Annotated in this window: 29 protein-coding genes and 1 pseudogene; 14 read left to right on the top strand and 16 right to left on the bottom strand. The window is 69.4% G+C overall.

Annotated elements, in window-relative coordinates:
• Positions 1–170: 170 nt before the first annotated feature.
• Together E1285_RS10710 and E1285_RS10705 are read left to right on the top strand one after the other, a co-directional pair.
• Entirely contained in the window at positions 171–467 is a 297-nt protein-coding gene (locus tag E1285_RS10710) for a hypothetical protein (RefSeq protein WP_132150687.1), read from the top strand.
• 236 nt (positions 468–703) lie between these two features.
• Positions 704–1,066, top strand: a complete 363-nt coding sequence (locus tag E1285_RS10705) for a hypothetical protein (RefSeq protein ID WP_132150685.1) — start codon at positions 704–706, stop codon at positions 1,064–1,066.
• A 776-nt stretch (positions 1,067–1,842) separates the two neighbouring features.
• Here the strand turns inward: E1285_RS10705 and E1285_RS10700 are convergent.
• From E1285_RS10700 to E1285_RS10685, 4 genes and pseudogenes are all read right to left on the bottom strand, one after another.
• Positions 1,843–3,279: a replication initiator gene (locus E1285_RS10700; RefSeq protein ID WP_207946521.1), complete on the bottom strand. Its 1,437-nt coding sequence runs from the start codon at positions 3,277–3,279 to the stop codon at positions 1,843–1,845.
• Entirely contained in the window at positions 3,276–3,464 is a 189-nt protein-coding gene (locus E1285_RS10695; RefSeq protein WP_132150683.1) for a hypothetical protein, read from the bottom strand. The genes E1285_RS10700 and E1285_RS10695 overlap by 4 nt, the downstream gene beginning before the upstream one ends.
• A 1,257-nt stretch (positions 3,465–4,721) precedes the next feature.
• A pseudogene (locus E1285_RS10690) lies at positions 4,722–5,282 on the bottom strand (aldo/keto reductase); the annotation flags it as partial.
• Between the two features lie 11 nt (positions 5,283–5,293).
• Complete coding sequence (locus E1285_RS10685; protein ID WP_132150681.1) at positions 5,294–6,115, bottom strand: EamA family transporter; 822 nt, start codon at positions 6,113–6,115, stop codon at positions 5,294–5,296.
• A 34-nt stretch (positions 6,116–6,149) separates the two neighbouring features.
• On the opposite strand from E1285_RS10685, the gene E1285_RS10680 reads away from it, so the two are divergent.
• Together E1285_RS10680 and E1285_RS10675 are read left to right on the top strand one after the other, a co-directional pair.
• The gene (locus tag E1285_RS10680; protein ID WP_132150679.1) at positions 6,150–6,632 is read left to right on the top strand and encodes an Lrp/AsnC family transcriptional regulator; all 483 of its coding nucleotides are present in this window, start codon (positions 6,150–6,152) and stop codon (positions 6,630–6,632) included.
• A 108-nt stretch (positions 6,633–6,740) separates the two neighbouring features.
• On the top strand, positions 6,741–7,943 hold the full coding sequence (locus E1285_RS10675) for an SUKH-4 family immunity protein (RefSeq protein WP_165966545.1): 1,203 nt from the start codon (positions 6,741–6,743) through the stop codon (positions 7,941–7,943).
• A gap of 46 nt (positions 7,944–7,989) precedes the next feature.
• On the opposite strand, the gene E1285_RS10670 is transcribed toward E1285_RS10675, so the two are convergent.
• Complete coding sequence (locus E1285_RS10670; protein ID WP_132150675.1) at positions 7,990–8,631, bottom strand: TetR/AcrR family transcriptional regulator; 642 nt, start codon at positions 8,629–8,631, stop codon at positions 7,990–7,992.
• Between the two features lie 155 nt (positions 8,632–8,786).
• Here E1285_RS10670 and abc-f point away from each other — a divergent pair, with 155 nt between their 5' ends.
• The 3 genes from abc-f (at position 8,787) to E1285_RS10655 (ending at position 11,860) form a co-directional block, all read left to right on the top strand.
• On the top strand, positions 8,787–10,403 hold the full coding sequence (abc-f, locus tag E1285_RS10665; protein WP_207946520.1) for a ribosomal protection-like ABC-F family protein: 1,617 nt from the start codon (positions 8,787–8,789) through the stop codon (positions 10,401–10,403).
• Positions 10,404–10,449: 46 nt separating this feature from the next.
• A complete protein-coding gene (locus E1285_RS10660; protein ID WP_132150671.1) occupies positions 10,450–11,139 on the top strand; it encodes a CatB-related O-acetyltransferase in 690 nt (229 codons plus the stop codon).
• 148 nt (positions 11,140–11,287) lie between these two features.
• Positions 11,288–11,860 (top strand): hypothetical protein, encoded by a 573-nt coding sequence (locus E1285_RS10655; RefSeq protein WP_132150669.1) that lies wholly within the window; start codon positions 11,288–11,290, stop codon positions 11,858–11,860.
• On the opposite strand, the gene E1285_RS10650 is transcribed toward E1285_RS10655, so the two are convergent.
• The gene (locus E1285_RS10650) at positions 11,861–12,880 is read right to left on the bottom strand and encodes a DNA polymerase IV (RefSeq protein ID WP_207946519.1); all 1,020 of its coding nucleotides are present in this window, start codon (positions 12,878–12,880) and stop codon (positions 11,861–11,863) included.
• Between the two features lie 125 nt (positions 12,881–13,005).
• Between E1285_RS10650 and E1285_RS10645 the strand changes: the two genes are divergently transcribed.
• Together E1285_RS10645 and E1285_RS10640 are read left to right on the top strand one after the other, a co-directional pair.
• Positions 13,006–13,476 (top strand): hypothetical protein, encoded by a 471-nt coding sequence (locus tag E1285_RS10645; protein WP_132150665.1) that lies wholly within the window; start codon positions 13,006–13,008, stop codon positions 13,474–13,476.
• Positions 13,473–13,784, top strand: coding sequence for a transcriptional regulator (locus tag E1285_RS10640; RefSeq protein WP_132150663.1), 312 nt, complete (start codon positions 13,473–13,475; stop codon positions 13,782–13,784). The genes E1285_RS10645 and E1285_RS10640 overlap by 4 nt, the downstream gene beginning before the upstream one ends.
• 109 nt (positions 13,785–13,893) lie before the next feature.
• On the opposite strand, the gene E1285_RS10635 is transcribed toward E1285_RS10640, so the two are convergent.
• The 7 genes from E1285_RS10635 to E1285_RS10605 form a co-directional block, all read right to left on the bottom strand.
• Positions 13,894–14,757: a M56 family metallopeptidase gene (locus E1285_RS10635; RefSeq protein WP_132150661.1), complete on the bottom strand. Its 864-nt coding sequence runs from the start codon at positions 14,755–14,757 to the stop codon at positions 13,894–13,896.
• The gene (locus E1285_RS10630; protein WP_132150659.1) at positions 14,754–15,122 is read right to left on the bottom strand and encodes a BlaI/MecI/CopY family transcriptional regulator; all 369 of its coding nucleotides are present in this window, start codon (positions 15,120–15,122) and stop codon (positions 14,754–14,756) included. Before E1285_RS10630 ends, E1285_RS10635 begins: the two co-directional genes overlap by 4 nt.
• Before the next feature lie 94 nt (positions 15,123–15,216).
• Positions 15,217–15,618 (bottom strand): DUF3592 domain-containing protein, encoded by a 402-nt coding sequence (locus E1285_RS10625; protein ID WP_165966544.1) that lies wholly within the window; start codon positions 15,616–15,618, stop codon positions 15,217–15,219.
• 94 nt (positions 15,619–15,712) lie between these two features.
• Positions 15,713–16,072, bottom strand: a complete 360-nt coding sequence (locus tag E1285_RS10620; RefSeq protein WP_132150655.1) for a protein-disulfide reductase DsbD family protein — start codon at positions 16,070–16,072, stop codon at positions 15,713–15,715.
• A 59-nt stretch (positions 16,073–16,131) separates the two neighbouring features.
• Entirely contained in the window at positions 16,132–16,374 is a 243-nt protein-coding gene (locus E1285_RS10615) for a hypothetical protein (protein ID WP_132150653.1), read from the bottom strand.
• A 44-nt stretch (positions 16,375–16,418) separates the two neighbouring features.
• The gene (locus E1285_RS10610; RefSeq protein ID WP_132150651.1) at positions 16,419–17,198 is read right to left on the bottom strand and encodes an IclR family transcriptional regulator; all 780 of its coding nucleotides are present in this window, start codon (positions 17,196–17,198) and stop codon (positions 16,419–16,421) included.
• Positions 17,198–18,946 (bottom strand): acetolactate synthase catalytic subunit, encoded by a 1,749-nt coding sequence (locus E1285_RS10605; RefSeq protein ID WP_132150649.1) that lies wholly within the window; start codon positions 18,944–18,946, stop codon positions 17,198–17,200. The genes E1285_RS10610 and E1285_RS10605 overlap by 1 nt, the downstream gene beginning before the upstream one ends.
• A gap of 155 nt (positions 18,947–19,101) precedes the next feature.
• On the opposite strand from E1285_RS10605, the gene E1285_RS10600 reads away from it, so the two are divergent.
• From E1285_RS10600 to E1285_RS10580, 5 genes are read left to right on the top strand one after another with little or no spacing between them, the layout of a single operon-like run.
• Complete coding sequence (locus E1285_RS10600; RefSeq protein ID WP_165966543.1) at positions 19,102–19,869, top strand: alpha/beta hydrolase; 768 nt, start codon at positions 19,102–19,104, stop codon at positions 19,867–19,869.
• A gap of 20 nt (positions 19,870–19,889) precedes the next feature.
• On the top strand, positions 19,890–21,374 hold the full coding sequence (locus tag E1285_RS10595; RefSeq protein WP_132150645.1) for an aldehyde dehydrogenase family protein: 1,485 nt from the start codon (positions 19,890–19,892) through the stop codon (positions 21,372–21,374).
• 18 nt (positions 21,375–21,392) lie between these two features.
• Positions 21,393–22,364, top strand: a complete 972-nt coding sequence (locus E1285_RS10590; protein WP_132150643.1) for a phosphotriesterase-related protein — start codon at positions 21,393–21,395, stop codon at positions 22,362–22,364.
• Entirely contained in the window at positions 22,361–23,992 is a 1,632-nt protein-coding gene (locus E1285_RS10585) for an AMP-binding protein (protein ID WP_132150641.1), read from the top strand. Before E1285_RS10590 ends, E1285_RS10585 begins: the two co-directional genes overlap by 4 nt.
• A 24-nt stretch (positions 23,993–24,016) precedes the next feature.
• A complete protein-coding gene (locus E1285_RS10580) occupies positions 24,017–24,424 on the top strand; it encodes a RidA family protein (RefSeq protein WP_132150639.1) in 408 nt (135 codons plus the stop codon).
• A gap of 62 nt (positions 24,425–24,486) precedes the next feature.
• On the opposite strand, the gene E1285_RS10575 is transcribed toward E1285_RS10580, so the two are convergent.
• The 3 genes from E1285_RS10575 to E1285_RS10565 are packed head-to-tail and all read right to left on the bottom strand — an operon-like array spanning position 24,487 to position 25,692.
• Entirely contained in the window at positions 24,487–24,678 is a 192-nt protein-coding gene (locus E1285_RS10575; RefSeq protein WP_132150637.1) for a DUF397 domain-containing protein, read from the bottom strand.
• 25 nt (positions 24,679–24,703) lie between these two features.
• Positions 24,704–24,886, bottom strand: a complete 183-nt coding sequence (locus E1285_RS10570) for a DUF397 domain-containing protein (protein WP_132150635.1) — start codon at positions 24,884–24,886, stop codon at positions 24,704–24,706.
• Positions 24,877–25,692 carry a helix-turn-helix transcriptional regulator gene (locus tag E1285_RS10565; protein WP_132150633.1) on the bottom strand — a complete coding sequence of 272 codons (816 nt, stop codon included), beginning with the start codon at positions 25,690–25,692 and terminating at the stop codon, positions 24,877–24,879. Before E1285_RS10565 ends, E1285_RS10570 begins: the two co-directional genes overlap by 10 nt.
• Positions 25,693–25,719 lie beyond the last annotated feature (27 nt).

Genomic DNA, 25,719 nt, shown 5'->3' with positions numbered 1-25,719 from the left:
CCTGCCTCCAGTCTGGCCCCTCCCTGGCCCCCCGGCTGGTGCCTCTGAGAGATCCGGCGAGAAAGACAGGCTCAATGCCATGGAAAGCGCGGCATGGGTCGCCGGTCAACCTAGATCGGCATCCGCTGCGGCTGCTCCAGTCCATCCCCGGCACTGTGAAAGGACAGTCCATGGCAACGGAGACAACCGAGGTGACAGAGGCCCGGCGGCTACGCGTCTGGGCGCTGGCGCAAGCGCTGAAGTCGCATGGGTACGCGGTGGAGGTGGCCGAGTCGGATCCGTTGCTGTCGGTCCCGTCCGCATTCGGGTCGCCGGTGGTTGTGCGGTGTGATCAGCGGGCGGTCTGCGGCGGTGAGCTGTGGTTCACCTTCCCCGGTGGCGGTGCAATCGCTCCGGCCGATGACGCGCACATGCCCGATGTGGTCGTGGCGGTCAAAGGCAAGCTCGCCGCACAGGCCGATGGATAGGCCGCCCTTGCCCGACGTGGTGACCTGGTACGGGCATGCCACGGGCGCATGGTGGGCCATGGTGCCGTCGCCGCAGGGGGCGCGGCTCGTGGAAGCGGCCAACCCTCGTGAGCTGCGGGAAGCAGTCGAGAACCCTGCGGCGTGGCCGTGGCCCCGACACAAGTTCCTCCCCGCTGCCGCCGTGGGTGCGGGCGCCGGGGACGCAACCGATCATGGAGGGGAAGAACGTGGGCCAAGTGCGCCCTTGGAGTGTCCAGGTGGAGCGGCATGTCCTGCGGTGGCGGACGCTGCGGGGCGGCGCTGCGGCGGAGCGGTATCTAAGCCTGCTGGCCGTGGCGTTGGAGCCTCGTGGCTGGCGTCTGGTTCGGCTCTACCGTTCCCAGGGTTTCCCGGCGCCGGTGCTGTGGGTCTACGCCAGCGGCCCTGACGATCACGTCGGCCTCGGCGTCCTGGCGTTGGCCGTTCCCGGCGGCGCGTGGGGGTATCACGCTGCCGAGCGTGGTCGGCGCGGCTACCTGGCTCCCTGCGGCGACGCCAAAGCGGCGGCCGATCAAGTCGACGCCCTTCTCAAGCACCGCATGTTCCCCGGCACCTGGTAGGCCGCATGAGGGATGACCCCTGGGGTGGGCTCTGGGGTTGTTCCTCGTCCTGGTGGTGACGCGCGTGGCTCTGCTGGGGAGTTTGGGCCGCTGCTCGTCGTCACTGGCCCCCCCTGTCTCCTTCCCCCCGAAGCAGACAGGCGGGGCCTCGTACTTGATCGCTGAGTTGAGGGCCGCGGCTTCTCTTGCGTGCTGACATGGTCGGGGCCGGTCGATGGCCGTAGGCCACCCCGCAGGGGCGACCGCAGGGAGTCAGCCGGCGCCGTGTCAGCAATTCCGTCTCAAGCGTCGCCCGGCATGGAAGCCGCTGCCCGCCCCCTGTGCGCCTGGCCTTCGCGGGGGCCTACCTCGGGTTGCGCGGTGCGGTACGTGCGGGCCGTCCACGGCGGGGCGGGGCGGTGGTCGGGGCCGCGCCGCGAACGGCCCCCAGGCCGCACGCGCAAGGCGCGGCGGCCGTCCACGGTCCCGCCCCGCGGTGGACGGGCCCAACCACGCACCCGCCCCCGCGCTCCCCTCATCGAGATCAAGCCTCATGCGTCGGACATGCCGCGCGTTGAAGCTGGACGGTTCCGGACTTGCGCGGGGGCGGGGGCCGCTAGCCTCACGGCGAACGGGCTGGCACTTGGCCTGCCCGCAATGGCCCGATGGCGGCCCCCGCGAGGGGTCCCCGCGCAAGTACGGAACCGGCCTGCGGCACCCGTCCCCGGCCCCGTGCGTGCGGCCCGTAGGGCCGCCTTGACTCTGTAGTGAAACTCCTCGACGTCGGGTGGTCCTGGCTAGCTCGCCTTTCGCTCCTCGTCACGCTCTGTGTGCTGGTTGCGGATGGCTCGGGCTTGCTGAATACGGTTGCGAGCTTGCTCGGCCCAGAAGTGTTCGCCGTGCATGAGGCCGCTTCCGAGGTACTTCCATCGCCCCGTGGTCACGGTGCTGCGGTCCGGGTCGGGCTCTGGTCGTCCTTCGGCCTGACGGGCGGCCTCGGCGGCGTGGTCGACGCGGGCCTGGCGTAGCTGGGTGAGGGTGACCGAGTAGCGGCGGGACTTGGAGGAGAAGTGTCCGCCGTATCCGAGCATGTGTGCCCAGTGGCGTAGCCGTAGGTCGTGGTAGGCAGGCTGGTCGGCGAGTGTGAAGCAGGTCCAGATCATGCGGCGGGCGTGCTCGGACACCTTCAGTGAGTTGATCTGTGTGGCGTAGCGGATGGGGCGGTCTACGGTGCCGGAGTCCTCGGCGCCCTTGGTGGCGTACTTGGCGATATAGCGGGCCACGTGCTTGTCAGCGATGCCGTCCAGCTCGGCAGCGACCTGGATCGCCTGGGTGTCGAGTTGGCGACCCCACCGCAGGGTGAACGGTGGGCTGGCCTCGTCCGGGTGCGGGGCCGGTACCTCGACTTGTGCGGCGGCGGTGCGAAGTGTGCGCTCCAGGAGTTCGGCGGTGGCCCATGGCGGCGGGGGCTGGTCGGGGCCGTCCGGTCCGTCCAGGCGGACGACGGCGTGGAAGTGGATCAGGCCGCGTCGCTGGTACTCGATCACGCGGGCGTAGGACACGCGGGCCTGCTCGCGTAGGGCCTTGTGGGTGATGCCAAGCTCGGCCGTGATCAACCTCGGCACGGTGAGCGTGAGACGTCGCCACAGCTCGGGGGCGTGGGCGTTCCATAGGACGGCGGCGGGGTAGTCGTAGCAGTCGGCACAGATCGGCTGCCCTGCCTGCGGGTCGTCGGGCCGGTGGCGGGCTCGGCATCCTTCGGGGCGGCCGTGCGGGCATAGCGGGTCGTCTCGTCGGGGTCGGCATGGTTGGGTCCTCCCGGCCTTGGACCGGTGGGCGTGGACGGCGCCGAACGACGGTGCGGTGAGGGTGAGGAACACGCGCGGGTGGTCGCTGACCTCCTCCGGGACGCCTTTCCCTCCGGTGAGTCCGGAGATGATCAGGTGGTAGGTGTCGTCCCGGTAGACCTCGGCGCACGCGGCGCAGCGGGACGCGCGGCGGTTGCCGCACGCGGTGATCAGGTAGCCGGTCGGCTCATCGGCCGTCGAGTAGGACTCGATCAGCTCGCCGGTCTCGCCGTCCAGCGTGATCCGCTCCCCGCGCAGCCTGACCGGCTGCTCGCACCCTCCGGCGGAGCGGATCATCTGGTGCCAGCGGTCGAAATCCGGCATCGCGGCGCGCTGGACGGCGGCCTCTAGTTCGGGCGGTAGCTCGGGCATCTGCGGGGCGTTCATGCCGCGTCCCGCAACGTCTCGGGGGTCTGGTCGTCGGCGTCCTGGTCCTGCTCGGCGGGGGCGCCTTCGGGAGACAGCACAACCCCGAAGATCGTCCCGACCTGGCGCCACTTGGCAGCCGTCCAGCGCGGGGAGCGCTCGGCCTGGCGCTTGCCCCATGCGATGGCTTCCGGACTGGGTTCCAACCCTGGTCGCTCCTTCTCTCGGCGGAAAGAGCGCGCGGTGTTGCTCCGGGACCGGAGCACCTGACGCCGGGCATGCTTGCGCCAACCCAGATGGTCAGATGCTTCTCGGCGAGTGGCGTATCTGAGAGAAGTTGGTAAGGGCTATCGGTGTGTGAGGCTTGTTCAGCGGAACGCCTTCCGCCTGGCGCCTATCTCCGGTGCCGGGAGCCCACCCCGGCGGGCAACTGCCCGTGCGTAGATGCGATGTCGTACGGCTCTCTGTTGGTGTGAGGTCCCCTCACGGGAACCCCGGTGCCGGAGCCGACCCGGCATGCCACTCGGCCTGTCACGAAGACGCTCGCGCGACTCCGTGATCAAGAATGCCACGGATCCGCGACAACCAAACCCCTACAAGCCCCTGCCCGTAGGGCCTTTCGCGCTGTGTGGGGTTGTCCGTTGGTGACCGCTGGCGTCCGGTGGCGTCCGGTGGCGTCCGCTGATGACTGCTGACGTATGGTCGCACAGGGCTCAAAAGTGACACACATCACATCGTTGCACCGGGACTGGTGTCCGGATCGCTCCAGAGTCATGAGGCACACGTCTATCAAACGCCTTTGCACTGCCATCCCAGATGATGCGACTCAAACCTTTCCTAACGATGTGAAAGGCACGTAAAAGACGGTAAACGATGCGTCCATCTGCTACCTTCGATACAGCATCCGATAGACGTCTCCCAGCCTGTGAGCAGGGCAGACACGAAGAAGGGACCTTGCGGCCGTCCCGTCAGACGTAAGCCGCAAGGCCCCTCATCGGCGGACGCCCTTGGTCGTCACCTCGTTCAGAGGAGCGACCAAGGGTTTTCGCCGCTCAGCCGCTCCCGCACGTAGCGCGCGAGAGCGAGCCCGAGTCGCCCGAAACCAGCGGCAGCCAAGACCACCCGCCAAGTTCCACAGCGACAACGATGCTCACAGCAGCAACGACGCCTGCCCACCAGATCACCTCCTCCCTACCTGTTGACGAGATTCCGCCGACAGGCTCAGAGAATCCCGCCTGTTGACGAGATCTCGCCGACAGGTCCGGAGTTCCGGAGGTGCTTAGACGGTATCGGGTTACCCGCCCCCAGTTCGCACATCTCGCCAATGTCCACGTTATGTGGCATATCAATGACAGAAAGCAATGTCTCAGATCAAGGCGGGATACTGACCGGGGAGCCGAGCATCTCACTCTCAGTGATGAACGAGATCGGGAAGCAAACCTGCATGAAGTGCAGTACTATTTGTAGTGGTTCTGCATGGAGACGAACTTCGTCCAGCCCCGCGTCTCCGCTACGTGCTGCGCCTTGGCGAACTGCCACGCGTACATGCTGGACGCGCCGATGTAGCGTGCCTTGCCCGACCTCACGATGTCGTGCAGGGCCTCCATGGTCTCCTCGATGGGCGTCTCGTAGTCCCACCGGTGGATCTGGTAGAGGTCCACGTAGTCGGTGCCGAGCCGCCGCAGCGACGCGTCGATGCCCGCCATCACGTGCTTGCGCGACAGCCCCCGTTCGTTCGGCCCCGACCCCATCGGCACGTACACCTTGGTGGCCAGGACGTAGTCGTCCCTCCGGGGAAAGAGCTTCGGGAGAAGGCGGCCGGTGATCTCCTCGCTCACGCCCAGCGAATAGGCGTCGGCGGTGTCGAAGAACGTCACCCCCGCGTCCACGGCCCGCCGGACGATCGGCTCCGACGCGTCCTCCTCCAGCGCCCATGCCCGCACGGCGGGATCGCCGTAGCTCATCATTCCCAGGCAGATCCGCGAGACCTTCATCCCCGTCGTGCCGAGACGTACCTGTTCCATGCCGACTCCTCTCAACGTTCTCCACGGTGCACCGCCACGCCGGCGATCACCAGCCCCACCCCGGCGAGTTCCGCCCCGGTGGGCACCTGCCGCAGCACGACCAATCCGACCACGGTCGCGGTCGCGGGCAGTAGGGCGACCATCAACGCGTACGTGGCACGGCTGAGCCGCGCCATCGCCAGCTGGTCGCACACATAGGGAACGACCGACGACGTGACGCCCACACCTATGCCCGCGGCGAGCACCACCGGATCCGCGAGCACGGTCGCGGCCTGCGCGCCTCCCAGCGGGAGGACGAACACGGTCGCGGCGGCCATCGCCATGGCCAGCCCGTCGATGCCCCCGGCGTCCGACTGGGCCGCCCTGTGCGCGACGACCACGTACAGCGCGAACAGTCCCGCGTTGGCGAACGCGAAGGCGAATCCGAGCGGCTCCCCCTCGAGCCGGACGTCCATCAGGACCCACACCCCGCCCACGGCCGCCGCGAGGGCGGCGAAGTTACGGCCGGTCCGCACCCCCAGGGCGGCGAGCCCGATGACGGGCAGGAACTCGATCGCCGCCACCGTCGCCAGCGGCAGCCGCGCGATCGCCATATAGAAGGACGAGTTCATCCCCGCGAGGACGGCGCCCCAGAGCACGATCGTCCGCCACCCTTCCCGGCTGAACCTGCGCCATGGGCGGCGCCACAGCAGGAACACCAGGACGGCGCTCCAGATCCGCAGGCCGGCCACGCCCAGGGGCCCCACGCGGGAGAACAGCAGCACGGCGAACGAGGGCCCCAGATAGTGGAAGACCGCGCTGCCGACGAAGTACGTCCAGGGCGGAAACGACATGGCCGTATCGTCGGCCGGTCCGTAAGTTGGAGGAATGGCGAACCGAAGGGGCCGCCCCGGCCGCGCCTACGAACCCAAGCCGCTCGACCCGATCGACCTGCGGATCCTCACGGAGCTGCAGCGGGACGGCCGCGCGTCCCTCGCCGAGCTGGGCCGCCGCGTCGCGCTGTCCGCGCCCGCGGTCGCCGAACGCGTCCAGCGCCTTGAGGACACGGGCGTCATCACCGGCTACCACGCCACCGTCGACCCGGTCGCCCTGGGCTTCCCCATCGCCGTCCTCGTCCGCGTCAGCCCGAGCCCTCGCGAGCTGAGCCGCATCCCCAAGATCGCCGACGAGATCCCGCAGATCGTCGAATGCCACCGCATCACGGGTGACGACTGCTTCTACTTCATCGCCCACCTGCACACGGTGGAGGAACTCGAACCCATCCTCGACCGCTTCACCCCGTACGCCCGCACGACGACGTCGATCCTCCAGTCCGCTCCCGTCCCCCGCCGCCCCCTCCCCCTCGACTAACGGGAGCCGTCAGCGCCGCTCGCACTCCCGCCGGGGCCCAAGGCGTGCGTTCCCGCTGAGCGCCGGTACCGGGCGGACTTGTTGTGGTAGTCATCCGCGATGGGCGCTATGCGGATGACCTATGAGGGGCTGCTGGAGACCTTCGGGGTGGACGCGGTGGTGCGCGTGCCCGGTGCCGGGGTGGCGCATGAGCCGACGCGGCGGTGGCTGGCGGAAGTCGGGCTGCCGCGGGAGGCGGCGAACCTGCGGCTGGATTCCGCGGGTGACATGCGCACCGCAGCTCAGGTCTCGCCGAAGGCGTTGCCCAAGGAGATCGGTGAAATGTTGGTGCTCGGGACCGTGAGCGAGCAGGGCGCCACGGTGCTGCTGGACGGGACGACCGGAGCGGTCTACGAGGGTTACCTCGGCCTCTTGAGCAATGGCGGGATGGAACCGGAGCTGCTCGCCTCGGATCTGCCGTCGCTGGTGGGGCTGATGGCCGCCGTCACCCGGATGCACCGCGACCAGGGTGAGTTCGCGCGGTTCGCCGGGCGGCGGGGAGCGGCGGTGGTCGCCGAGATGACCCAGGCCATGCTCAGCGTGATCCGTGAGCACAACCCCAGGCTGCTCGACGTCTCCAACGGGATCTCCGCGCACTGGAGGGTGGCCGCCTACATCTCGCCGTTGGGCCGGGTCGCCGGGCCGGGTGAAGATCTCGCGCTGGACCTGCCTCGCGGTCTCCTGGCAGAGGCGTTCGACGACGACCTCCGCCTATACGAGGACGCGGACCTCCCCGATGTGCTCACCCACGAACCCACACGGCGTTTCCTGCGCGAGCACGGACTGGCGGAGCCGAACTACTGCATGCTCGACGAGCTGCCGCAGACGCTCACCGACTACTTCCACAGCAACCGCGACGCCTATCCCGACCTCTTCACCGACTACTTCCGCGGCCACTTCGTCGATGACGGCGAGACGCTCAGTGAGTCTGTCGACAACCTCATACGGCTGGGCTCCATCGCCGATGAGATCGACCTGGTGATGGAGGGCGCCACCGGGCGGCTCCTCGGCTGGTTCAGGCCGGAAGGGACACACCGCCCGGTCAGCGTCGACGTCTCGACGGCGGCCTTCGCGCAGTGGCTGATCCGCCAGGTGCAGCTCCTCGACCCCGTCCACGACCTCATCGCCGCGGAGGCTTCCTTGATCGCGGAGCTGACGCGGATCCTGGCGGCCGCGGACCCGGTCGCCTGCCGTCCCGCCGGCGACGAGGACGACTACCGGTTCTGGCCGGAGCTGCTCGAAGACGGCAGCAACGCCGGCATTTTCGCGTGACCGCGGCCTGGGCTTCCGCCTCGCCGGTCAGTGTCACCCAGTCCCGTCAGGTGTCGCCGGGCGCGGCGAAGGCGCCGGCGGCTGCGGCGAGGGCGGCGGTTCTGGCGGCGTGGCCGGGCAGCTGCGGGTCGGGGGGTGTCCGCAGGAGCACCAGCCGGTGGTACAGCGGCGCGGTTGCGGCGATCAGCAGGGGCCGGGCTTCGGTGCCGGGCGGGAGCTCACCGCGCTGGACGGCTCGGCTGACGACGATCTCGCAGCGGGCGTAGCGGTCCTCCCAGAGCCGTTGCTGGGCGTGGGCGGCCTTCTCGGACCGGAACGAGGCGGCGATCAGGGCCGCGACGACCGGCGGCTGTGCGGTCAGCGCCGTCTGGATCTCATCGTTCAGTGCCGCCAGGTCGCCTTGCAGTGAGCCGGTGTCCGACGGTCGCCAGTCGTCGTCGCCGGCCGCGTCGAGGACGTCGGCGAGCAGGCCGCCGGGGTCGCCCCACCGGCGGTAGACCGTCGCGCGGTGCACACCGGCGCGGGTGGCGACGGCTTCCATGGTGAGCCCGTCGTAGCCGTGCTCGGCGAGCTCCGCGAGAACCGCGTCGAGTACCTGCGTGCGGATGCGGGCGGTGCGGCCGCCGGGGCGGCGCCGGGGCGGCGGCACCTGCGGGCCGGCCTCTGGGCGTGGTGCTGGAGGAGTCATCGAGGGTGGTCCGTTTGCGGAGGAGGCGGCGTCATGGCACCATCTTAAAGTAACAGTTGTCGCACTAGTGGAGTCGTCGATGCTCGTCCGAAGCGTTCACCCGGCCGCGCGGTCCCCGAGGGCCGCCTCGTTCCCGAATGCTTCGGAGTGCCCGCATGCCCACGCAGATCACCGCGCTCGCGGTCAGCAAGTCCTTCGACGGCAGGCCCGTCCTTGACTCGGTGACCTGCTCGCTCGCCGCGGGCGAGCGCACCGGGATCATCGGTGAGAACGGATCCGGCAAGACCACCCTGCTGCGTCTGCTCGCCGGGCGCGAACGGCCCGATCAGGGCGAGGTCGTCGTCCATGCCGACGGCGGCGTCGGCTATCTCGCCCAGGACGAGCGGCTGCCTCCGCAGGCGACCGTCCAGCAGGTCATCGACCGGGCGCTGAGTGACCTGCGCGCCGTCGAGGGGCGGATGCGCCGCCTGGAGGCGGCGATGGCCGGCGGCGACGAGTCGGGCATGGCCGAGTACGGCGAACTGACGTCCGTCTTCGAACTGCGCGGCGGCTACGACGCCGACGCCCGCGTGGAACGCGCCCTGCATGGCCTCGGCCTGGGACTGGTGGGCCGTGACCGTGCCGTGGGCGGCCTGTCCGGCGGCGAACAGGTCCGGTTGCGGCTGGCGGCCGTCCTGGCGGCCGCGCCGGAGGTGCTGCTGCTGGACGAGCCGACCAACCATCTCGACGACGACGCCCTGAGCTGGCTGGAGGAACACCTGCGCACCCGCCGGGGCACCACGGTCGCCGTGTCGCACGACCGGACTTTCCTCGAACGCGTCGCCACCAGCCTGCTTGAGGTCGACGCGGACCGGCGCACCGTCGACCGGTACGGCAACGGCTACGCCGGCTACCTCGCGGAGAAGGCGGCCGCCCGGCGGCGCTGGACGCAGGCGCACGACCGCTGGCGGGCCGACATCGACCGGCTCCGCGAGGCCGCCGCGACCACCGCCCGCCAGGTCGCCCCGGGCCGTCCGATGAAGGACGGCAACAAGATGGCCTACGACCGGGCGGGCGGCCGGGTACAGCAGTCGCTGGCCGGCCGGGTGCGCAACGCCGAGGAGCGGCTGCGCCGGCTCCTCGCGGACCCGGTCCCGCCCCCGCCGGAGCCGCTGCGGTTCACTCCCGTCCTCCGGGCCCGCCGCCTTGAGGGCACCGTCCTGGACGCCGCCGGCATCGCCGTCACGGACCGGCTCGGCCGCACGAGCCTCACCGTCGACGCGGGCGAGCGGCTGCTGATCACGGGACCGAACGGGGCGGGCAAGAGCACCCTGCTCCGCGTCCTGGCAGGCGAGACCGCCCCCGACAGCGGGAGCGTCACCCGCCGCGCCAGGACCGGCCACCTCCCCCAGGAGCCGCGCCCCGGGAAGCCGGACGAGACCGTGCTGGCCGCCTTCGCCCGTGGACGGGCGGGGGACGCCGCCGAGCACACCGAACGGCTGCTGTCCCTCGGCCTGTTCGACCGCGACCGGTTCTCCGTGCCGGTGGGCCTGCTATCCGCTGGGCAGCGGCAGCGTCTCGCCCTGGCGCGGCTGCTCACCGAGCCGTCGGACGTCCTGCTGCTCGACGAACCCACCAACCATCTGTCGCCGGCCCTCGTCGAGGAGCTGGAAACCGCCCTGGACGGGTACGACGGCGCCATCGTCATCGTCAGCCACGATCGCCGGCTGCGCCGGCGCTGGCAGGGCACCCACATGGCCATGCGGCCGGCGGCGTCCGCCGCCAAGACCTGACGTCCTCCAGACCCGCAGACACCTCTTCCGAAAGGGGCCCTTCTTCATGCCGTCCGTTCCCGCCGACCCGACCGTGGTGCATCCGATGCCCGAGCAGCCGCGTCTGGTGCTGCTGAAGCCGCTGATCACCTCGCCGCTGATCGAGGCCGGGGAATTCTCCTACTACGACGACCCCGACGACCCGACCGCGTTCGAGACCCGCAACGTGCTCTACCACTACGGGCCGGAAAAGCTGGTCATCGGGAGGTTCTGCGCGCTGGGCGAGGGCGTCCGGTTCATCATGAACGGCGCCAACCACCGCATGGACGGCCCCTCGACGTTCCCGTTCCCGATCATGGGCGGGTCCTGGGCCGAGCACTTCGACCTCGTCACCGGCCTGCCCGCACGGGGTGACACCGTGCTGGGCAGCGACGTCTGGCTCGGCTACCGGGCCATGGTGATGCCCGGCGTCCGCATCGGCCACGGAGCGATCATCGCCTCCGGTTCCGTCGTCGTCGACGACGTTCCCGACTACGGCATCGCGGGCGGCAACCCCGCCCGGCTCGTCCGCCGCCGCTACGGCGACGCGGACGTCGACCGCCTCCTGGCCCTGGCCTGGTGGGACTGGCCGCTCCCGCACATCACCGAGCACATCCGCACGATCATGTCCGGCACCATCGACGACCTGGAGAACGCGGCGCCCGCGCAGGCGGCAGGTGCACGGCCAGACCCGCCCAGCGGACCGGTCGGCCGTTGAACGGTCGGAGCGGCGAGGCTGAGCCGGACCGGATCGTGGAGATCATGCGCCCGTCCGGCCGCTCCCGGGCAGTGGGGCCCCGCGCTTGCTACCTTCGCGCGATGATGTGGCGAGATCTACCGACAGAGCGAGTTGCGAATTGCGGGCGATGAAACCGAGGACGTGGCTGACCGTCGTCGCCGTCGCGGTGCTCGCCACCGGTGTCATGGCCTGGCGGCAGTCCTGGCGAGTGTGGCCGCCCGTCCCGCCGGTCGACCGGCACCTCGCCGGCACCGCCTTGCCGGTGATCGACCGGTTTCTTGAGAGCGGCCGCGCGGTGGTGTGGCCGAGTTCGCTGCCCGAGCGGCTGCGGCCGCGCTGGTTCTGCGCCGAGGACCCGATCGAGACCGAGCGGCGCGGCTCCCAGGTGCGCGTGTCGGTGGAGGCCGTGTGCAACGACTACGCGCGGGAGGGCGACGGTCTGCTGACCCATGCCGGGACGCGCACACCGCTGCTGGTGACGCTGGATCACGGCGGTGGGGCGCCGGTCGTCCGGGACGTGGCGAGGCCGGTCGACGGCGCGGGATTCCGTCCGTCCCTGGAGCGCGTGTTCTCCGCGCGCGGGGTCGCCGAGTTCGACCGCCGCGAGCGTCTGGGCGAGGGACTGGACCCTCCGGACGACGAGGCGGCGCGTGCGTTCGGGCTCCCTCCTGGCACCGAGGCGCGGTACTACAGCGGTTAGTCAGCGTGCGAACTCGGCGCGGACGCCCAGAAGGCGTACCGGCCGTCGTCTGGTGAATCCGTCCAGGGCGGCGAGGGCGGCTTCCTCGATGCGGTCCGCCTCGGTGGCGGGCGCGTCCAGTGTGCGGCCGTGCGTCTGGGTGATGAACGGCGCGTACCGGACTTTGACGATGACGCGCCCGACGCTCCTTCCGTCGTCGGCGACGTCCTGCGCGACCTGCCGTGCCAGCCGGGCGACCTCGCGGCGCACGTCCTGCCAGTCGTCCAGATCGTGCTGGTACGTGGTCTCCCGGCCGCAGGAACGCGGGATGTGGGGCGCGTCGCTCACCGGCGAGGCGTCCAGGCCCTGGGCAAGTCGCACCAGCCACGGGCCGATCGTGGGGCCGATCTCCCCGGCGAGGACGCCCGGATCGGCCGCCGCGAGTTCGCCGACCGTGCCGATGCCGAGGCCCCTGAGCCGCTTGGCGGTCTTGGCTCCGATGCCCCACAGCGCATCCGTCGGCCGGTCGCCGAGCACCTCGAACCAGGTCTCCCCGGTGAGGCGGAAGATCCCGGCGGGCTTGCCGAAACCGGTTGCCAGCTTCGCCTGGAGCTTGTTCTCCCCGATGCCCACCGTGCATTCGAGTCCCGTCGCCGCACGCACCCGGACGCGGATCTGCTGTGCCATCGCCTCTGGATCGCCGTCGGCCGCCAGGAACGCCTCGTCCCAGCCGAGCACCTCGACCACGGCGCCGAAGCTCCGCAACGCCGCCATGACCTGGTCCGAGACGGCTTCGTAGTGTTCTCTGTCCACGGGCAGGAACACGGCGTCCGGGCAGCGCCGCGCCGCCGTGCGGAGCGGCAGCCCGGAATGCACGCCGTGGACACGGGCCTCATAGGACGCGGTGCTGACCACGCCGCGCTTCGCCGGATCGCCGTCACCGCCGACGACGACCGGCCGCCCGCGAAGCTCCGGATGGCGCAGCACCTCGACGGCGGCGATGAACTGGTCCAGATCAACGTGCAGGACCCAAGGAGCCACCCCACCATTGTCCCTCCACCAGCGCGAACACCACAGGACCGGGGACGGCAAGGGTCGGCCTGTCACTTGCCGTCCCGGAAAGTCGTGAGTTGACATACCGGAAACCAAAGGCCACAGTTTCTAATATGGAAACACACGATGACGCGGGCGCCGCCGACCCGCGACCGACTCCCGGCGAAGCCGCGGCGGCACTGCGCGAGGCCGAGCAGGCCCGCGCCGCCGTGTCGGACATCCGCACCCCGTTGTGGTACTTCGTCGCCCTCGGGATCTGGGTCGCGCCGGTCGGTCCCCTGGTGTCGCTGGCTCCGGACTCACCGTTGGGGATGGTGGCACTCCTGGCCGGGGTGGCGATCTGGGGCGCGGGACTCGCGACGCTCATGCACGTGGTCGTCAAGCGGATGCGGGTGCTGATGTGGCTGTCCGGCCGGCAGATGTGGCCGCTGGCCGTGATCATGCTCGTGCTGCTGGGCGCCCACGCCATCGCGCAGAACGTCACCGGCCTGCCTTGGAGCTCCGACGCCATCACCGTGGTCGTCGGGGCGGGAATCATCGTCTTCGGCGCGCACCACCGGCTCACGGGCGGCCGGTCGTCATGACCCGGCCGGCCCCGTCCGCCGACGCGTTCGACGCCGTCATCCACGCCCCCCAGCGCCTGCGCATCTGCGCGATGCTCGACCCGGCGACGCAGATCGAGTTCAGCCTGGTCCAGGAGCGGCTGGAAGTCAGCGCCTCGGTACTCAGCAAGCACGTGAGCGTCCTGATGGACGCCGGGTACGTCGAGCAGCACAAGGCGGTCCGCGACACACGGCAGCGAGTGTGGCTCCAGCTCACGACCAAGGGCCGCGCCGCCTACCGGGGCCACGTCGCCGCCCTCCGCAAGATCGTCGACCAGTCACCCGAATAGCGCCTTCCCCCCGCGCGCCCGGTGTCAACGGTCGATCTTCCATGGAGCGTCCGGCGGCGGCCCCGCAACCTCGGCCACGCTCACATCCCTTACGAAGAGCGCGGGCAACTCATAGGAGGGCCAGGGCGTGGTCTACCTGCCAGGCGACCGAGGCGAGGAAGCCGGTGGTCAGTCCGGCGCCGGTGAGGACGACGGGGCCCGTGACGGCGTTCTTGGCGGGCGGCGTCGCCAGGAGCGCCTGGATGCGCTGGACGACACCGGAGTCGGCGAAGGCCGGGAAGGGCGTCGCGGACGAGTGCGCCAGGGCGACCTCGGCGATGGTGCGGGCGACGAGGGAGCGGTCGCCGACGGCCTCGGCGGCGTCCTCGTCCGCCCAGCGCTCCAGCGCGAAGCGCAGACGGGCGTTGAGCCTGCGCAGCGGCGGAACGGTGCCCGCCGCGAGCGCGCCCAGCGCGAGGTAGCGGTGGTGCCCGTGGCGCAGGTGGGACGCCTCGTGCTGGAACACCACCTGCAACTGCGCGCGGTCGAGAGTCCGCAGCAGGCCGCGGGAGACCAGGACCCCGCCACCGCGACCGGGGACGGCCATGGCCATTGGAGAGTCCGACTCCACGATCGTCCGGGAGGTCCGCGCGGCGTTGCGGACCTCGCCGACCCAGTGACGTGCGAGCTTGACGATGGTGCGGACGTACAGGCCCGTCAGCGCGACGGCCGGGACACCGTAGACGGCGGACACGGGCTGGTCGTCACCGAACAGCGCCCATTCGGGCAGCCGCTCCGCGTCACGTGGGAACAGGGTCGCGGCGTAGTTGACGGTGATGAATAGGAGCGTCCCGGCCGTGGCGGCCACGGCGCTCGCGGCGACCGTGGCGAGCAGGCGCGAAGTCCATGCCGGATGCAGCGGCAGCGGCACCACGCTGAGGACGACCCCGAGCGTCACCGCGAGCGCGGCGGGCAGGACCGTCAGCCAGATCACGCGCTTTCCCCCGGGCCCGTGTGGTCCAGGATCATGCGCAGTGTCTCCTCCTCGTCGGAGGTGAGCGTCTGGACGAACCGGCTGAGCACGCTGGACGGGTCGCTGGCGTGCCGCAGGTGGTCGCGCATCCGGTCGGCGACCAGGCGGGACTCGTCCACCGCCAGCCGGTAACGGTAGTGGCGGCCCTCGCGCTCCCGGGTGACCAGATGCTTGGCGTACAGCCGGAACAGGATCGTGTTGACGGTGGTGTAGGCGGGGTCGCCGGGGATGCGGTCGCGCAACTCGGCGGTACTGACGGCATCATCCGCACCGGCGAGCGCGGCAAGCACCTCAGCCTCCAACCGCCCCAGCGGTCTTCGCGCCATCTGCCCCCCATTCTCCGCGCCCCACCCTAATCGCGACGCGCGAGGGTGATGCGAACGGCCGTGGCGACGTCCACTCTGCGTTCCGTCAGCCCCCTTAGGGACGGAAGAGCGGGGCTAGGGCGGGGACGAGCATGATGCATAGCCCGATACAGAGAAGCATGCCGCCGACCCCAGCGCCGCGCATCGACGTGCCTTCGCTTGAGGCCCGAGTGGGCTTCTTGGGGTTGTACAGGACTTTGACCGGGCTTCCCTCACGTAGACGCAGCGACCCGACGTCGCCGGCCTCGGTCGTGATCTCTCCCCCGTCCTCGGTGACGAACTCGACGGTCGCGTCCCAGACGCTCTGCCCGTTCTCCCCAGGGATGTAGTTGAGCTTGGTGATCCGCCCGGAAACGCGCACCGCGCGGGCACGGAACAGCCGGGATCTGAGCAACAGGACGCTCCCGGCCAGGACGAGGAAGCCCCCGAAGACCGCCAGGAAAGTCAACTCGTCCACAACGCCTCCCGGCCGCCTGCGCCGCCCATCGACCGGACCGCCCGCAAGAGTATCCCGATACCGCGGCCTGCTCATTCGATGCCGAATCGACCGCTCAGGCGGGGATCCGCACCTTGGTCACCCGGTCGATCACCGGCGTGAGGCAGACGGTACGGCTGCAGGCCCCGTAGGAGACGACGACCTCCACTGTGCGATCCGTCCGGCGGACCGGGAGCGAGATCGTGACCGGCCCGTCGGGATAGACGGGGAGCCGCGCGCCCAGTGACGGCAGCGCCAGCCACTGCACGGGCTCACTCGCGCTGGGTGCGCCCGTGGCCTCCAGCCCCGCCCGCACGTCCACCCGCGTCGGGATGCCAAGGCCGCCGGGCGGCAGGTCAAGACCGTAGATGTGAAAGCCGGGCCGGGTCGGACGGAAGGTCACGTCCACCACGCTCGCCAGGACCGCGATGGTCACGCCCACATCCCCCGCCGTGAACCGGGCGATGGCCGGGCTCTGCCCCGATCCACAACCGGTCAGGACTGCGACGGCGAGGAGGACGGCCCATTACATCGCCAGCGCCGGAGGAACGCGGCGACATTCTCAAGCAGCAGGACTTCGTCGGGGACCCACCGGGCCAGGGACTCGGCTGCCGGGCCGTCCAGCCTCAGCAGGGCTGCCAAGAGGCCCTGAAGGATCCTGCTCGCCGGTTCGGCGATCGGCCACTCCGCTCTCTTCCACGCGTAGGTAAGCGTTCCGGCGGCGCGGCGCCAGGTCACGTGACCCATTCGAGCCGGGGAAGTTGCGACTGCGGTGTGCGGGCTCAGGGGGCGAGAGCGAGGGTTTCCGTTGCCTTGTCCGATGCAGCGCGCACCGTGCCGACCAGCTTGTCCTGGGCTTCGGTGAAACGCGATGTCGGTGCGACGATTCCGACGGCACCGACTATGGAACCGTCAGGCTTGAAGAACGGGGAGCCCATCGCCGTGATGCCGGGGCTGGAGTCGATGTCAACGGCCCACCCCCTTTCCTGGACGTCCTTGAGTTCCCGTAGCAGGGCCGCGCGAAATCGCCGCTGGGCGGTCGGGGCCATACCGGTCATGTTGCGCGCGATGATCTCGTCCCGCAGCGTGGCGTCGGCATGGGCGAGTACCGCCTTGCCGGACGCACGGTGTGGCTCGTTGCCCGTGAGGCCGACGTAGAGCCCGCTGACACGCAGCGGTTGTGACCCTTCGACCAGCACCTTCAAGATGACGTTCCTGTCATCGAGGGTCGACAGGAACGAGGTTTCGGCAGTCGTGCCGGCGAGCTCGCCGACGATGCTCGCGAGCTTGTCGTTGACGTTGAAACCGAGCTGGTAGGCACGGAACAGGGTGCCCACGCCGGCTCCGAGCCGGAGTGTGGCATCGGCTCGGCGTTCGAGGTAGCCGCGCGCGAGCAGGGTCCGCATCAGGTGGTAGCAGGTCGTGATGTTCAAGCCGAGGCCGGCGGAGACCTGCTGCACCGTCGGCGCGGCCTCGGCGGCGGCCACGTACTCGAGAAAGCTCAGCGCTCGCTCGACTGTTTGCAGAGTCTGCTGGGCCGGCTTCGTCGAAGGGCTGTTCACTATTTGAAACTATCAGTTGCTGGACGGGCGTGGGCCCGATGCAGGGGGGCGTTGAGCCGGTCGGTGAACGCGTCGAACGACCGGACGGGCGGATAGGCGTCGGGGTCGACGATCACGTCGAGGACCGTGGTGTGGCCGGATTCCAGCGCCTTGCGCAATGCGGGGGCGATGGCGTCCGGGTGATCGACCACGACCCCCGTGGCGCCAACGGCGGTCGCGATGGCGGCGTGGTCCACGGGATCGAACTCCACACCGGTGGTCGTTTCGCCGAACACGGCGTTCTCGGCATGCCGCTGGGCTCCCAGGACCGAGTTGTTGAGCACCACGACGGTCACCGGGAGGTGCTCTCGCAGAGCGGTTTCCAGCTCCGGCCAGACGTGTGCGAAGCCGCCGTCCCCGACGATCGCGATGACGCGTCGCGCGGGCGCGGCGATTTTCGCTCCCAGCGCCAGCGGCAGTCCCCAGCCGAGGCCGGCTAGACCTCGTGGCATGAGGAAGCGCTGGCCTGGGCGCTTCGCCAGGAGGTGGGCGGCGATCCAGAAAGAGGAGTAACTGGCGTCGGCGACCACGATGTCGTCGGAATCCAGGAGCTGGCCGAGCTCCGCGAAGAGGCGTTCCGGGGCAATGGGGGTCTCGCCCGATTCCAGCAGCGGGGTGACGGCCTCGAAATGCTGCTGACGGCCGGCGGCGATGGTGGCTCTGAGCTCTTCCGACCGGGCGGCGCGGGCGGTGAGATCGGTTTCCGCCAGGGCGGCCGTGAGGTCCCCGAGCGCGGCCCGGGCATCGCCGAACAGGCGAAGGGACTCGTAGTTCCGTCCCACTTCGAGCGGATCGACGTCGATGTGGATATAGGTGGCGTCGGGGGATGTCAGCGTCCAGCCCTCGGTGCCGTTCTCATTCGTCCGGGTACCGACCAGCAGGACGACATCGGCTTCGCCGATCAGGTCGAGGTGAAAGTGCGCGGGTCCGCGCTCGCCGGTGAGATTGGCGGCGACCCCCAGTGACAGTGGGCCCGATTCGTCCACGGCGCCCTTGCCCATGTTCGTCGTGACCACGGGAAGGTGGGCGATCTCCTGCAGCGCGGCCAGTTCGGCCACCGCGCCCGAACCGTGCACTCCGCCGCCCGCGACGACCAGGGGCGACCGCGCAGCGGCGATGAGCTGCGCCGCCCGCGACACCGCGGCGGCGTCCGGCCGGGGACGGTCGAGCGGGAAGGCCCCGAGGTCCGCGGTGCGCGCGAATCGTCCGGGCACGGCCGGCTTTCCGAGGACGTCCCGGGGGACGAGCAGGACGACCGGCCCGGGCCGTCCGCTGTTGGCCATGGTGAGCGCCTGGTCGATGGTGTCCTCCACACGCGCCGGATCATCGATGCGCCGGGTCCAATTCGAGACGCTCGCGAACAGCGCGAAGTGGTCCAACTCCTGAAACGCGTTGCGGTCGCGGCTGCCCGACGGCACCTCCTGCACGAGCACGAGCATCGGTATCGACGCCTTGAGGGCTTCCCCCATCGGGGCGACGAGCAGGGCCGCGGCGGGGCCGTTCTGGGCGGCCACCACCCCGATCCGGCCGGAGATCCGGGCGAACCCGTCGGCCATCGCGCCGCCCGCGTTCTCCGTCCGGTAAAGGATCTGGCGGATCCCGATGCGCTCGGCGGCGAGCATCAGCTCGGTCGGATTGCTCTGGCCCAGGATCGTCTCGACCCCGTGACGGGCCAGTGCACCTGCGATGACGTCAGCGACAGTGGTCATGGAGCGAATCCTTGCAAATTATGAACTACATGGCAAATACCGAATCTTTCATTATTTGCAATCTCGTTCATATATTGACATCATTGTGACCTGGTCCATACCCTCGGACGATGAGCGCGCCTCGGCTCCCTCGTCACGAACGATCTGGAGGTCCCATGACCATCGACACCGGTGAATCGCATCTGAGCCCCCTGCTCTGCCTGCACTCGCTGTTCCTCGACCCGCGCGCTTTCGAAGGCCTCGTCGCGGCCGGAGCCGGACGCTTCCGGTTCATCGCGCCGGAGTTCCCCGGGCAGGCCGGCCGCCTCGACGAAGCCGACGCGACCGTGACCATGGATCAGTGCACCGACGACATGCTCGCCCTGATCGACCGGCTCGGTCTCGCCTCCGTGTCGATCGTCGGGCAGTCGATGGGCGGTGACGTCGCGGTCCGCATGGCGGCCCGCCGACCCGGACTGGTCGGCAAGCTGGTGCTGATGGGCTCGTCGGCGGGAGCCGAGACCGACGAGAACCGCGACCTGTTCGGGGCGTTCGTCGACAGGTTCGAGCGGGAGGGATTCACCCCAGAGGACGTCGAGTTCGTCAAGGGCATCCTGTTCGCGGCGACCGTTCTCAACGACCCGGAGCGCTCCGACATTCACAAGACGTGGACCGAGCGTCTCGGTGAGCTCTCCCCCAGGCTCGCTCATGCCGCACGGGGCGTCGTCCAGCGGGAGAGCGCGCTCGACCTGCTGCCCCTGATCACCGCGCGGACGCTCATCATCTCCGGGACCCAGGACCAGGCCCGACCGCCGGCCTGGTCGGACGAGATGTTCGAGGCGATTCCGGACGCCGAACTCTGGCGCATCAAGACCGCTGGTCACAGTCCCTGTCTCGAAGCCCCGGACACCGTCATCCCGCGCGTCCTCGAGTTCCTCGCCTGATGCGGAACGGAGAAGGAGCCATGACCACTCCCCCCAAGCTCGCGGTGGACTTCCTCGCCCGGCCGCACCGGCTGTTCATCGACGGCGAGTTCGTCGACGCTCTCGACGGCAGGACGTTCGAGACGATCGATCCGGGCACCGGCAAAGTGCTCAGCACGGTGGCGGAAGCATCGGAACGGGACGTCGATCGCGCGGTGGCCGCGGCCCGTCGCGCCACGGAAGGTCCGTGGTCGACCATGTCGCCCAGCGAGCGGGGCCGCATCGTGCACCGCATCGGCGACCTGATCGCCGAGCACGCCGAAGAACTCGCGGAACTGGAATCACTCGACAGCGGAAAGCCGGCCGGCGCGGCGCTCACCGTCGAGATCCCGCTCGCCGCGGACATGTTCTGGTACATGGCCGGCGCGGCACGGCGGATCACCGGGGAGACGGTCACGCCGTCGGTGCCCTACATGCCGGGCCAGGAGTTCCACGCCTACACGACCCGCGAACCGCTGGGCGTCGCCGGGCAGATCATCCCCTGGAACGTCCCGATCCTCATGGCCGCGTGGAAGCTCGCCCCTGCACTGGCCACCGGTAACACGGTCGTCCTGAAACCCGCCGAGCAGACGCCGCTGACCGCCCTGCGGATCGGTGAACTGCTCAACGAGGCCGGTGTCCCGCCGGGCGTGGTCAACATCGTGCCGGGATTCGGGGGACGCGCCGGAGCCCACCTGGCCGCACACGACGGCGTCGACAAGATCGCGTTCACCGGTTCGACCGAGGTCGGCCGCGGCATCGTGCGCGCCGCGGCGGGCAATCTCAAGCGGGTGTCGCTGGAACTGGGCGGAAAGTCGCCGAACATCGTCCTCGACGACGCGGACGCCGACGCCGCGATCGCGGGATCCGCGCTTGCGATCTTCTACAACCAGGGCGAGGTGTGCTCCGCCGGCAGCCGTCTCTACGTGCACGAGTCCCAGTTCGACCGCGTCGTCGAAGGCCTCGCCGAACATGCGCGCGGCATCACCGTGGGCTACGGCCTCGATCCGGACACCGACATGGGTCCGCTGGTGTCGGCGGAGCACTTCGAACGGGTCGGCCGGTATCTCGATCTGAGCAAGGACTCGGGGGGCCGGACGCTGGCCGGGGGCGGCGCGCTGGACCGCGACGGATACTACGTCCAGCCCAGTGTGATCGCGCGGCCCGACCGGGACCATCCGATCGTCCGGGAGGAGATCTTCGGTCCGGTCGTCACGGCGCTCCCGTTCAGCGATATCGACGATCTGGCGGCCCAGGCCAATGACACCATCTACGGTCTCGCGGCCGGCGTGTGGACGCGCGACCTGTCGAAAGCGCACCGGCTGGCCAAGCGGCTGAAGGCCGGAACCGTGCACGTCAACACCTACCACGTGTTCGGCTCCGAGCTGCCTTTCGGCGGATACAAGCAGAGCGGCTGGGGCCGGGAGAAGGGCGACGCCGTCCTGGAGCAGTACCTCGAAACCAAATCCGTCGTCGTGGCCCTGTGAAATCCGAGGTGGGCAAGCATGACCGACATACAGACAGTCGCCGGGCCGGTCGATTCCAGTGAGCTCGGCCGGACGCTCGTCCATGAGCACATCTTCGTGCTCGGTGAGGAGTACCGGCAGAATTACCAGGACGATTGGGATGAGGAGGAGAAGGTCGAGCAGGCGGTCCGAGACCTGAACGAGCTCAAGTCCCTCGGCATCGACACCATCATCGACCCCACGGTTCTCGGCCTCGGTCGGTACATTCCGCGCGTCCAGCGCATCGCCGCACGGACGAACCTGAACATCGTCGTCGCGACCGGGCTCTACACATTCAGCGACCTTCCGCACCAGTTCCTCAGCCGCGGGCCGGGCCTGCTCATCGACATCGAGGAACCGCTGACCGAACTGTTCGTCAAGGACCTCACGAAGGGGGTCGGCGACACCGGCGTCCGCGCCGCGATCCTCAAGTGCGCCATCGACGCTCAAGGCCTCACGCCCGGTGTGGAGCGCACGATGAGGGCGGTCGGGCAGGCCAGTGTCGAGACCGGGGCCCCGATCACCGTGCACACGCACGCCGGATCCGAGTCCGGGCTGGTCGCGCAGCGGGTGCTCGCGGAAGAGGGGGTCGATCTGAGCCGGGTGGTGATCGGCCATGCGGGCGACAGCACCGATCCGGACTATCTGTGCCGCCTGGCGGATGCCGGTTCGATGCTGGGCCTCGACCGTTTCGGACTCGACGCGTTCCTCCCGCTCCAGCAGCGGATCGACACCCTCGTGGGCCTTGTGCGACGTGGCTACGGGGAGAGCATCGTCGTCTCGCACGATGCGTCCTGCTTCATAGACTTCGTCTCGGAGAAGGAACGTCCCCAGCTGGGCGAGAAATGGAACTACCGCCTCATCTCCACGGAGGTCATTCCCGCATTGCTCGAGGCGGGCGTGGCCGACCGCACCATCGAAACCATTCTCGTGGACAATCCGCGTCGATTCCTCGCGGGGGCGAGGACATGACCGCGGCGAAGGACCACCGCCCGGTCCTGCCCGCCGCCCTCTGGCACGCGGATCCCGACCCCGGCTACTCGGACAGCACCATCGGGGACGCTCTGACACGTGCCGCCTCACAATGGAGGGATCGGACGGCACTCGTCGACGGTGTCGTGGGAGAGCACGCGAGGCGTTGGACGTTCGAAGAACTGCTGGAGGATTCCGTCCGCGTCGCCCACGCTCTGCTCCGGTGGTTCAGCCCCGGTGAGCGCCTGGCGGTGTGGGCCGGAAACAGCCCGGAGTGGATCCAACTCGAATTCGGTGCCGCGCTCGCCGGATTGACCCTGGTCACGGTGAATCCCGCCTTCCGGCAGGCGGAACTGTCGTATGTGCTGGAGCAGTCCCGCGCAGCCGGCATCGTCGTCCAGCCACGGTACCGATCCGCCGAATTGCTGCCGATGGCCAATGCGGCGCGGGACGGCACCCAGGTGCGTGAGGTGATCTCCCTCGATGACTGGGACGGGCTCCGGGCCGATGAGAGCAGCGCGCGCGACGGCCTCCCGCATGTCGCGCCGAAGGATCCCGCTCAGATCCAATACACCTCGGGGACCACCGGGCGACCGAAGGGAGCGCTGCTCAGCCACCGCGGACTCGTCGCCAACGGGCGGCGGTATGCGACCGTCATAGGCGCACATCCGGACGATGTCTGGGTCAACCCGATGCCCCTGTTCCACACCGCGGGCTGCGGGCTGGTGACACTCGGCGCCCTCCAGACCGGCGGTTGCCACGTGATCCCCGCCGGGTTCGACGCCGACCTCATGCTGGACCTGTTCGAAGCCGAGCGGGGAACCCTCATGCTGAGCGTCCCGACCATGCTGATCCGCATGCTCGAACGGCAGGCGGACCGGCCGCGTGATGTGTCGAGCTGGCGGCTGACCACGCTCGGGGGCGCGCCCGTACCGATCGACCTGGTCCTGCGCGCCCAGCGTGATCTCGGGGTCGGGGTCGGCATCGGGTACGGCCAGACGGAGGCGTCGCCGTACATCACGCACACCGCCGGCGGGGAGCAGGACACGGAGACGCTGGCCACGGTGGGACGTCCGCTCCCCGGAACCGAGGTCAAAATCATCGCGCCGGGCTCCGGTGAGGTGGCCGGGGTCGGCGAACTCGGTGAGATCTGCACCCGCAGCGTCTGCGTGATGACCGAGTACTTCGACGACGCCGCAGCGACCGCCGAGGCCATCGACGCCGACGGCTGGCTGCACACCGGCGATCTGGGGACCATGGACGCGTCGGGGTCCGTCGCAGTCGAGGGCCGGCTCAAGGACATGATCATCCGTGGCGGCGAGAACATCTTCCCGCGCGAGATCGAAGACGTCCTCTACACCCACCCCGGCATCAGCCTGGTGACGGTGATCGGACTGCCGGACGCCGAATGGGGCGAAACCGTCGCCGCATTCGTGGTGGCGGCCGACGGGCCACGGCTCACCGGGGACGAACTCGATGCCTTCTGCCGCGACCGGCTCGCCTCGTACAAGGTTCCGCGCAGCTGGCACTTCCGGAGCGAGCTGCCGCAGACCGCGTCCGGCAAGATCCAGAAGGTGGCGCTCCGGGAGGAACACCTCGTGGGCGGAAGCCGCTCACCGTCCGCATAACCACAAAGTATGGAGGCAGACCTCATGGCCATTACCTTGGTAGACCCCGCCGGACTGCCACAGATCGGCGCCTACCGGCAGGTGTCCATCGCGACCGGGTCGAAGCTGGTCTTCATCGCCGGGCAGGTCGCCTGGAACGCCGATGGAGTCACGGTCGGCGAAGGCGACCTCGCCGCCCAAGTCGAGCAGTGCTACCTCAACATCGGCACCGCCCTGGCCGAAGTCGGCGCCTCCTTCGACGACGTGGCGAAACTGACCGTCTACATCGTCGACTGGACCCCCGACAAGCTGGACCTGTTCCTAGAGGGGGTCGCCCGCGCAGCAGCAAAGCTCGGCGGCACCCCGGTACCGCCGGGAACCCTGCTGGGCGTCGCCGCCCTCTCCGCCCCAGACCACCTGGTCGAGGTAGAGGCCACCGCCATCATCGACTGAGCAGGCCATAGCGGAAGGCCGCCGCCCGCGAGATGCGGCCGGCGGCCGCCCCACGCTGCGAACTACCGGCCGTACTCCTTGAGGCCGGCCAACAACACCGCAAACGCCCGCCGCGTCACCACCAACTTCGCCCCCTCCGGATGCTCGCTGTCCCGAACCACGACCGTGTCCGGAGCGGAAGCCAACTCGACGCATGCACCACCGTTGTTGGTGCTGCGGCTGCTCTTTCGCCACAGAGCGTTACTCAGGCCCATCACATCGACCGTCCACCAGCCGGGACTAGCGCTTGAGGTCAGTGAGTAGTGCCGCGAACGCTTGCCGCGTCACCAACAGCTTCGGCCCATCCGGGTCTTTGCTGTCACGAACGGCAACCGTGCTAGGAACTGAGGTCAGCTCCACGCAGTCACCGCCATTGGCGGTTGTGTAGCTGGACTTACGCCAAACAGCTTTGGTCAGGTCCATTTTTCGCGTACCACCTTACGAATCATTTCGATGGACTGATCCACAGGCAAGGCCAGTGATCGAACCACCATCAGGGTCCTGCGGAGGGTCGCAATGTCGTCTGGGTCGCTCATGGTCAGCCCGCGCGCTGCCATGTCCGCGTAGGCGATCTCGGTTCGGTCAGCCAGGGTAGCGATGTTGAAGGCCCCGCTGTTGCCGACGTGCTCCCCTCGGCTCGGGACCAGTTGCAAGGCCACTGTTCCTTGCTCCGCCATGTAGAGCAGGTGCTCCCACTGCTCCTTCATGATCTCGGCACTGCCGGTGAGGCGGTGGAGGGATACCTCGTCCTGGAGAAGCGAGAAGTCTGGGGGCGGCGGATTCTCCCTGGTCAGGATGCTCTGACGATTTATCCGAGCCTCCACTGCATCCTTGTTCCCCTTGAGAATTGCGGAGGCGTAGGCCGGGGTCTGGAGCAGTCCGTGCACCAGCAGGGGCTGGTACGACTCCAGCATGATGGCCTCGGGTTCGACGGTGTGCCAGTCGAACCACGTCGGGAACGTGGCGTCCTTGACGAGGTCGTCGTAGAGGTAGAGCAGTTCGCCGTTCGCGTCCAGGGCGTGGTCCATCGTCTCGGCGAACTCCCGCGTGCAGCGGGTTCGGCCGTTCTCGACGGCCCCGATGTACTGCGGCTTTACGCCCATGCCGCCGTTCGCGCGCCGGGCTACGGCCTCCTGCGTCCAGTCCTTGGCCTCCCGGAGTCGCCGGAAGCGGCGTCCGAACGCGAGCAGCGTAGGCGAGACCGTCCCGCGCTTCCGCTGTGGAGCCATGTCCTCATCCTCCCTCGTAAAGGGCGC

The sequence above is a fragment of the Actinomadura sp. 7K507 genome, assembly GCF_004348425.1.
Classification (GTDB): domain Bacteria; phylum Actinomycetota; class Actinomycetes; order Streptosporangiales; family Streptosporangiaceae; genus Spirillospora.
The sequence above is the reverse complement of the archived record's forward strand: the minus strand, read 5'-3'. Positions and strand labels throughout refer to the sequence as shown.

Coding starts and splice junctions, on each gene's coding strand:
- E1285_RS10710 (WP_132150687.1), top strand. CDS start 171: ATGGCAACGGAGACAACCGAGGTGACAGAGGCCCGGCGGCTACGCGTC.
- E1285_RS10700 (WP_207946521.1), bottom strand. CDS start 3,279: ATGAACGCCCCGCAGATGCCCGAGCTACCGCCCGAACTAGAGGCCGCC.
- E1285_RS10685 (WP_132150681.1), bottom strand. CDS start 6,115: ATGTCGTTTCCGCCCTGGACGTACTTCGTCGGCAGCGCGGTCTTCCAC.
- E1285_RS10680 (WP_132150679.1), top strand. CDS start 6,150: ATGGCGAACCGAAGGGGCCGCCCCGGCCGCGCCTACGAACCCAAGCCG.
- E1285_RS10675 (WP_165966545.1), top strand. CDS start 6,741: ATGCGGATGACCTATGAGGGGCTGCTGGAGACCTTCGGGGTGGACGCG.
- E1285_RS10670 (WP_132150675.1), bottom strand. CDS start 8,631: ATGACTCCTCCAGCACCACGCCCAGAGGCCGGCCCGCAGGTGCCGCCG.
- abc-f (WP_207946520.1), top strand. CDS start 8,787: ATGCCCACGCAGATCACCGCGCTCGCGGTCAGCAAGTCCTTCGACGGC.
- E1285_RS10660 (WP_132150671.1), top strand. CDS start 10,450: ATGCCGTCCGTTCCCGCCGACCCGACCGTGGTGCATCCGATGCCCGAG.
- E1285_RS10655 (WP_132150669.1), top strand. CDS start 11,288: ATGAAACCGAGGACGTGGCTGACCGTCGTCGCCGTCGCGGTGCTCGCC.
- E1285_RS10645 (WP_132150665.1), top strand. CDS start 13,006: ATGGAAACACACGATGACGCGGGCGCCGCCGACCCGCGACCGACTCCC.
- E1285_RS10640 (WP_132150663.1), top strand. CDS start 13,473: ATGACCCGGCCGGCCCCGTCCGCCGACGCGTTCGACGCCGTCATCCAC.
- E1285_RS10630 (WP_132150659.1), bottom strand. CDS start 15,122: ATGGCGCGAAGACCGCTGGGGCGGTTGGAGGCTGAGGTGCTTGCCGCG.
- E1285_RS10605 (WP_132150649.1), bottom strand. CDS start 18,946: ATGACCACTGTCGCTGACGTCATCGCAGGTGCACTGGCCCGTCACGGG.
- E1285_RS10600 (WP_165966543.1), top strand. CDS start 19,102: ATGACCATCGACACCGGTGAATCGCATCTGAGCCCCCTGCTCTGCCTG.
- E1285_RS10595 (WP_132150645.1), top strand. CDS start 19,890: ATGACCACTCCCCCCAAGCTCGCGGTGGACTTCCTCGCCCGGCCGCAC.
- E1285_RS10590 (WP_132150643.1), top strand. CDS start 21,393: ATGACCGACATACAGACAGTCGCCGGGCCGGTCGATTCCAGTGAGCTC.
- E1285_RS10585 (WP_132150641.1), top strand. CDS start 22,361: ATGACCGCGGCGAAGGACCACCGCCCGGTCCTGCCCGCCGCCCTCTGG.
- E1285_RS10580 (WP_132150639.1), top strand. CDS start 24,017: ATGGCCATTACCTTGGTAGACCCCGCCGGACTGCCACAGATCGGCGCC.
- E1285_RS10575 (WP_132150637.1), bottom strand. CDS start 24,678: ATGGGCCTGAGTAACGCTCTGTGGCGAAAGAGCAGCCGCAGCACCAAC.
- E1285_RS10570 (WP_132150635.1), bottom strand. CDS start 24,886: ATGGACCTGACCAAAGCTGTTTGGCGTAAGTCCAGCTACACAACCGCC.
- E1285_RS10565 (WP_132150633.1), bottom strand. CDS start 25,692: ATGGCTCCACAGCGGAAGCGCGGGACGGTCTCGCCTACGCTGCTCGCG.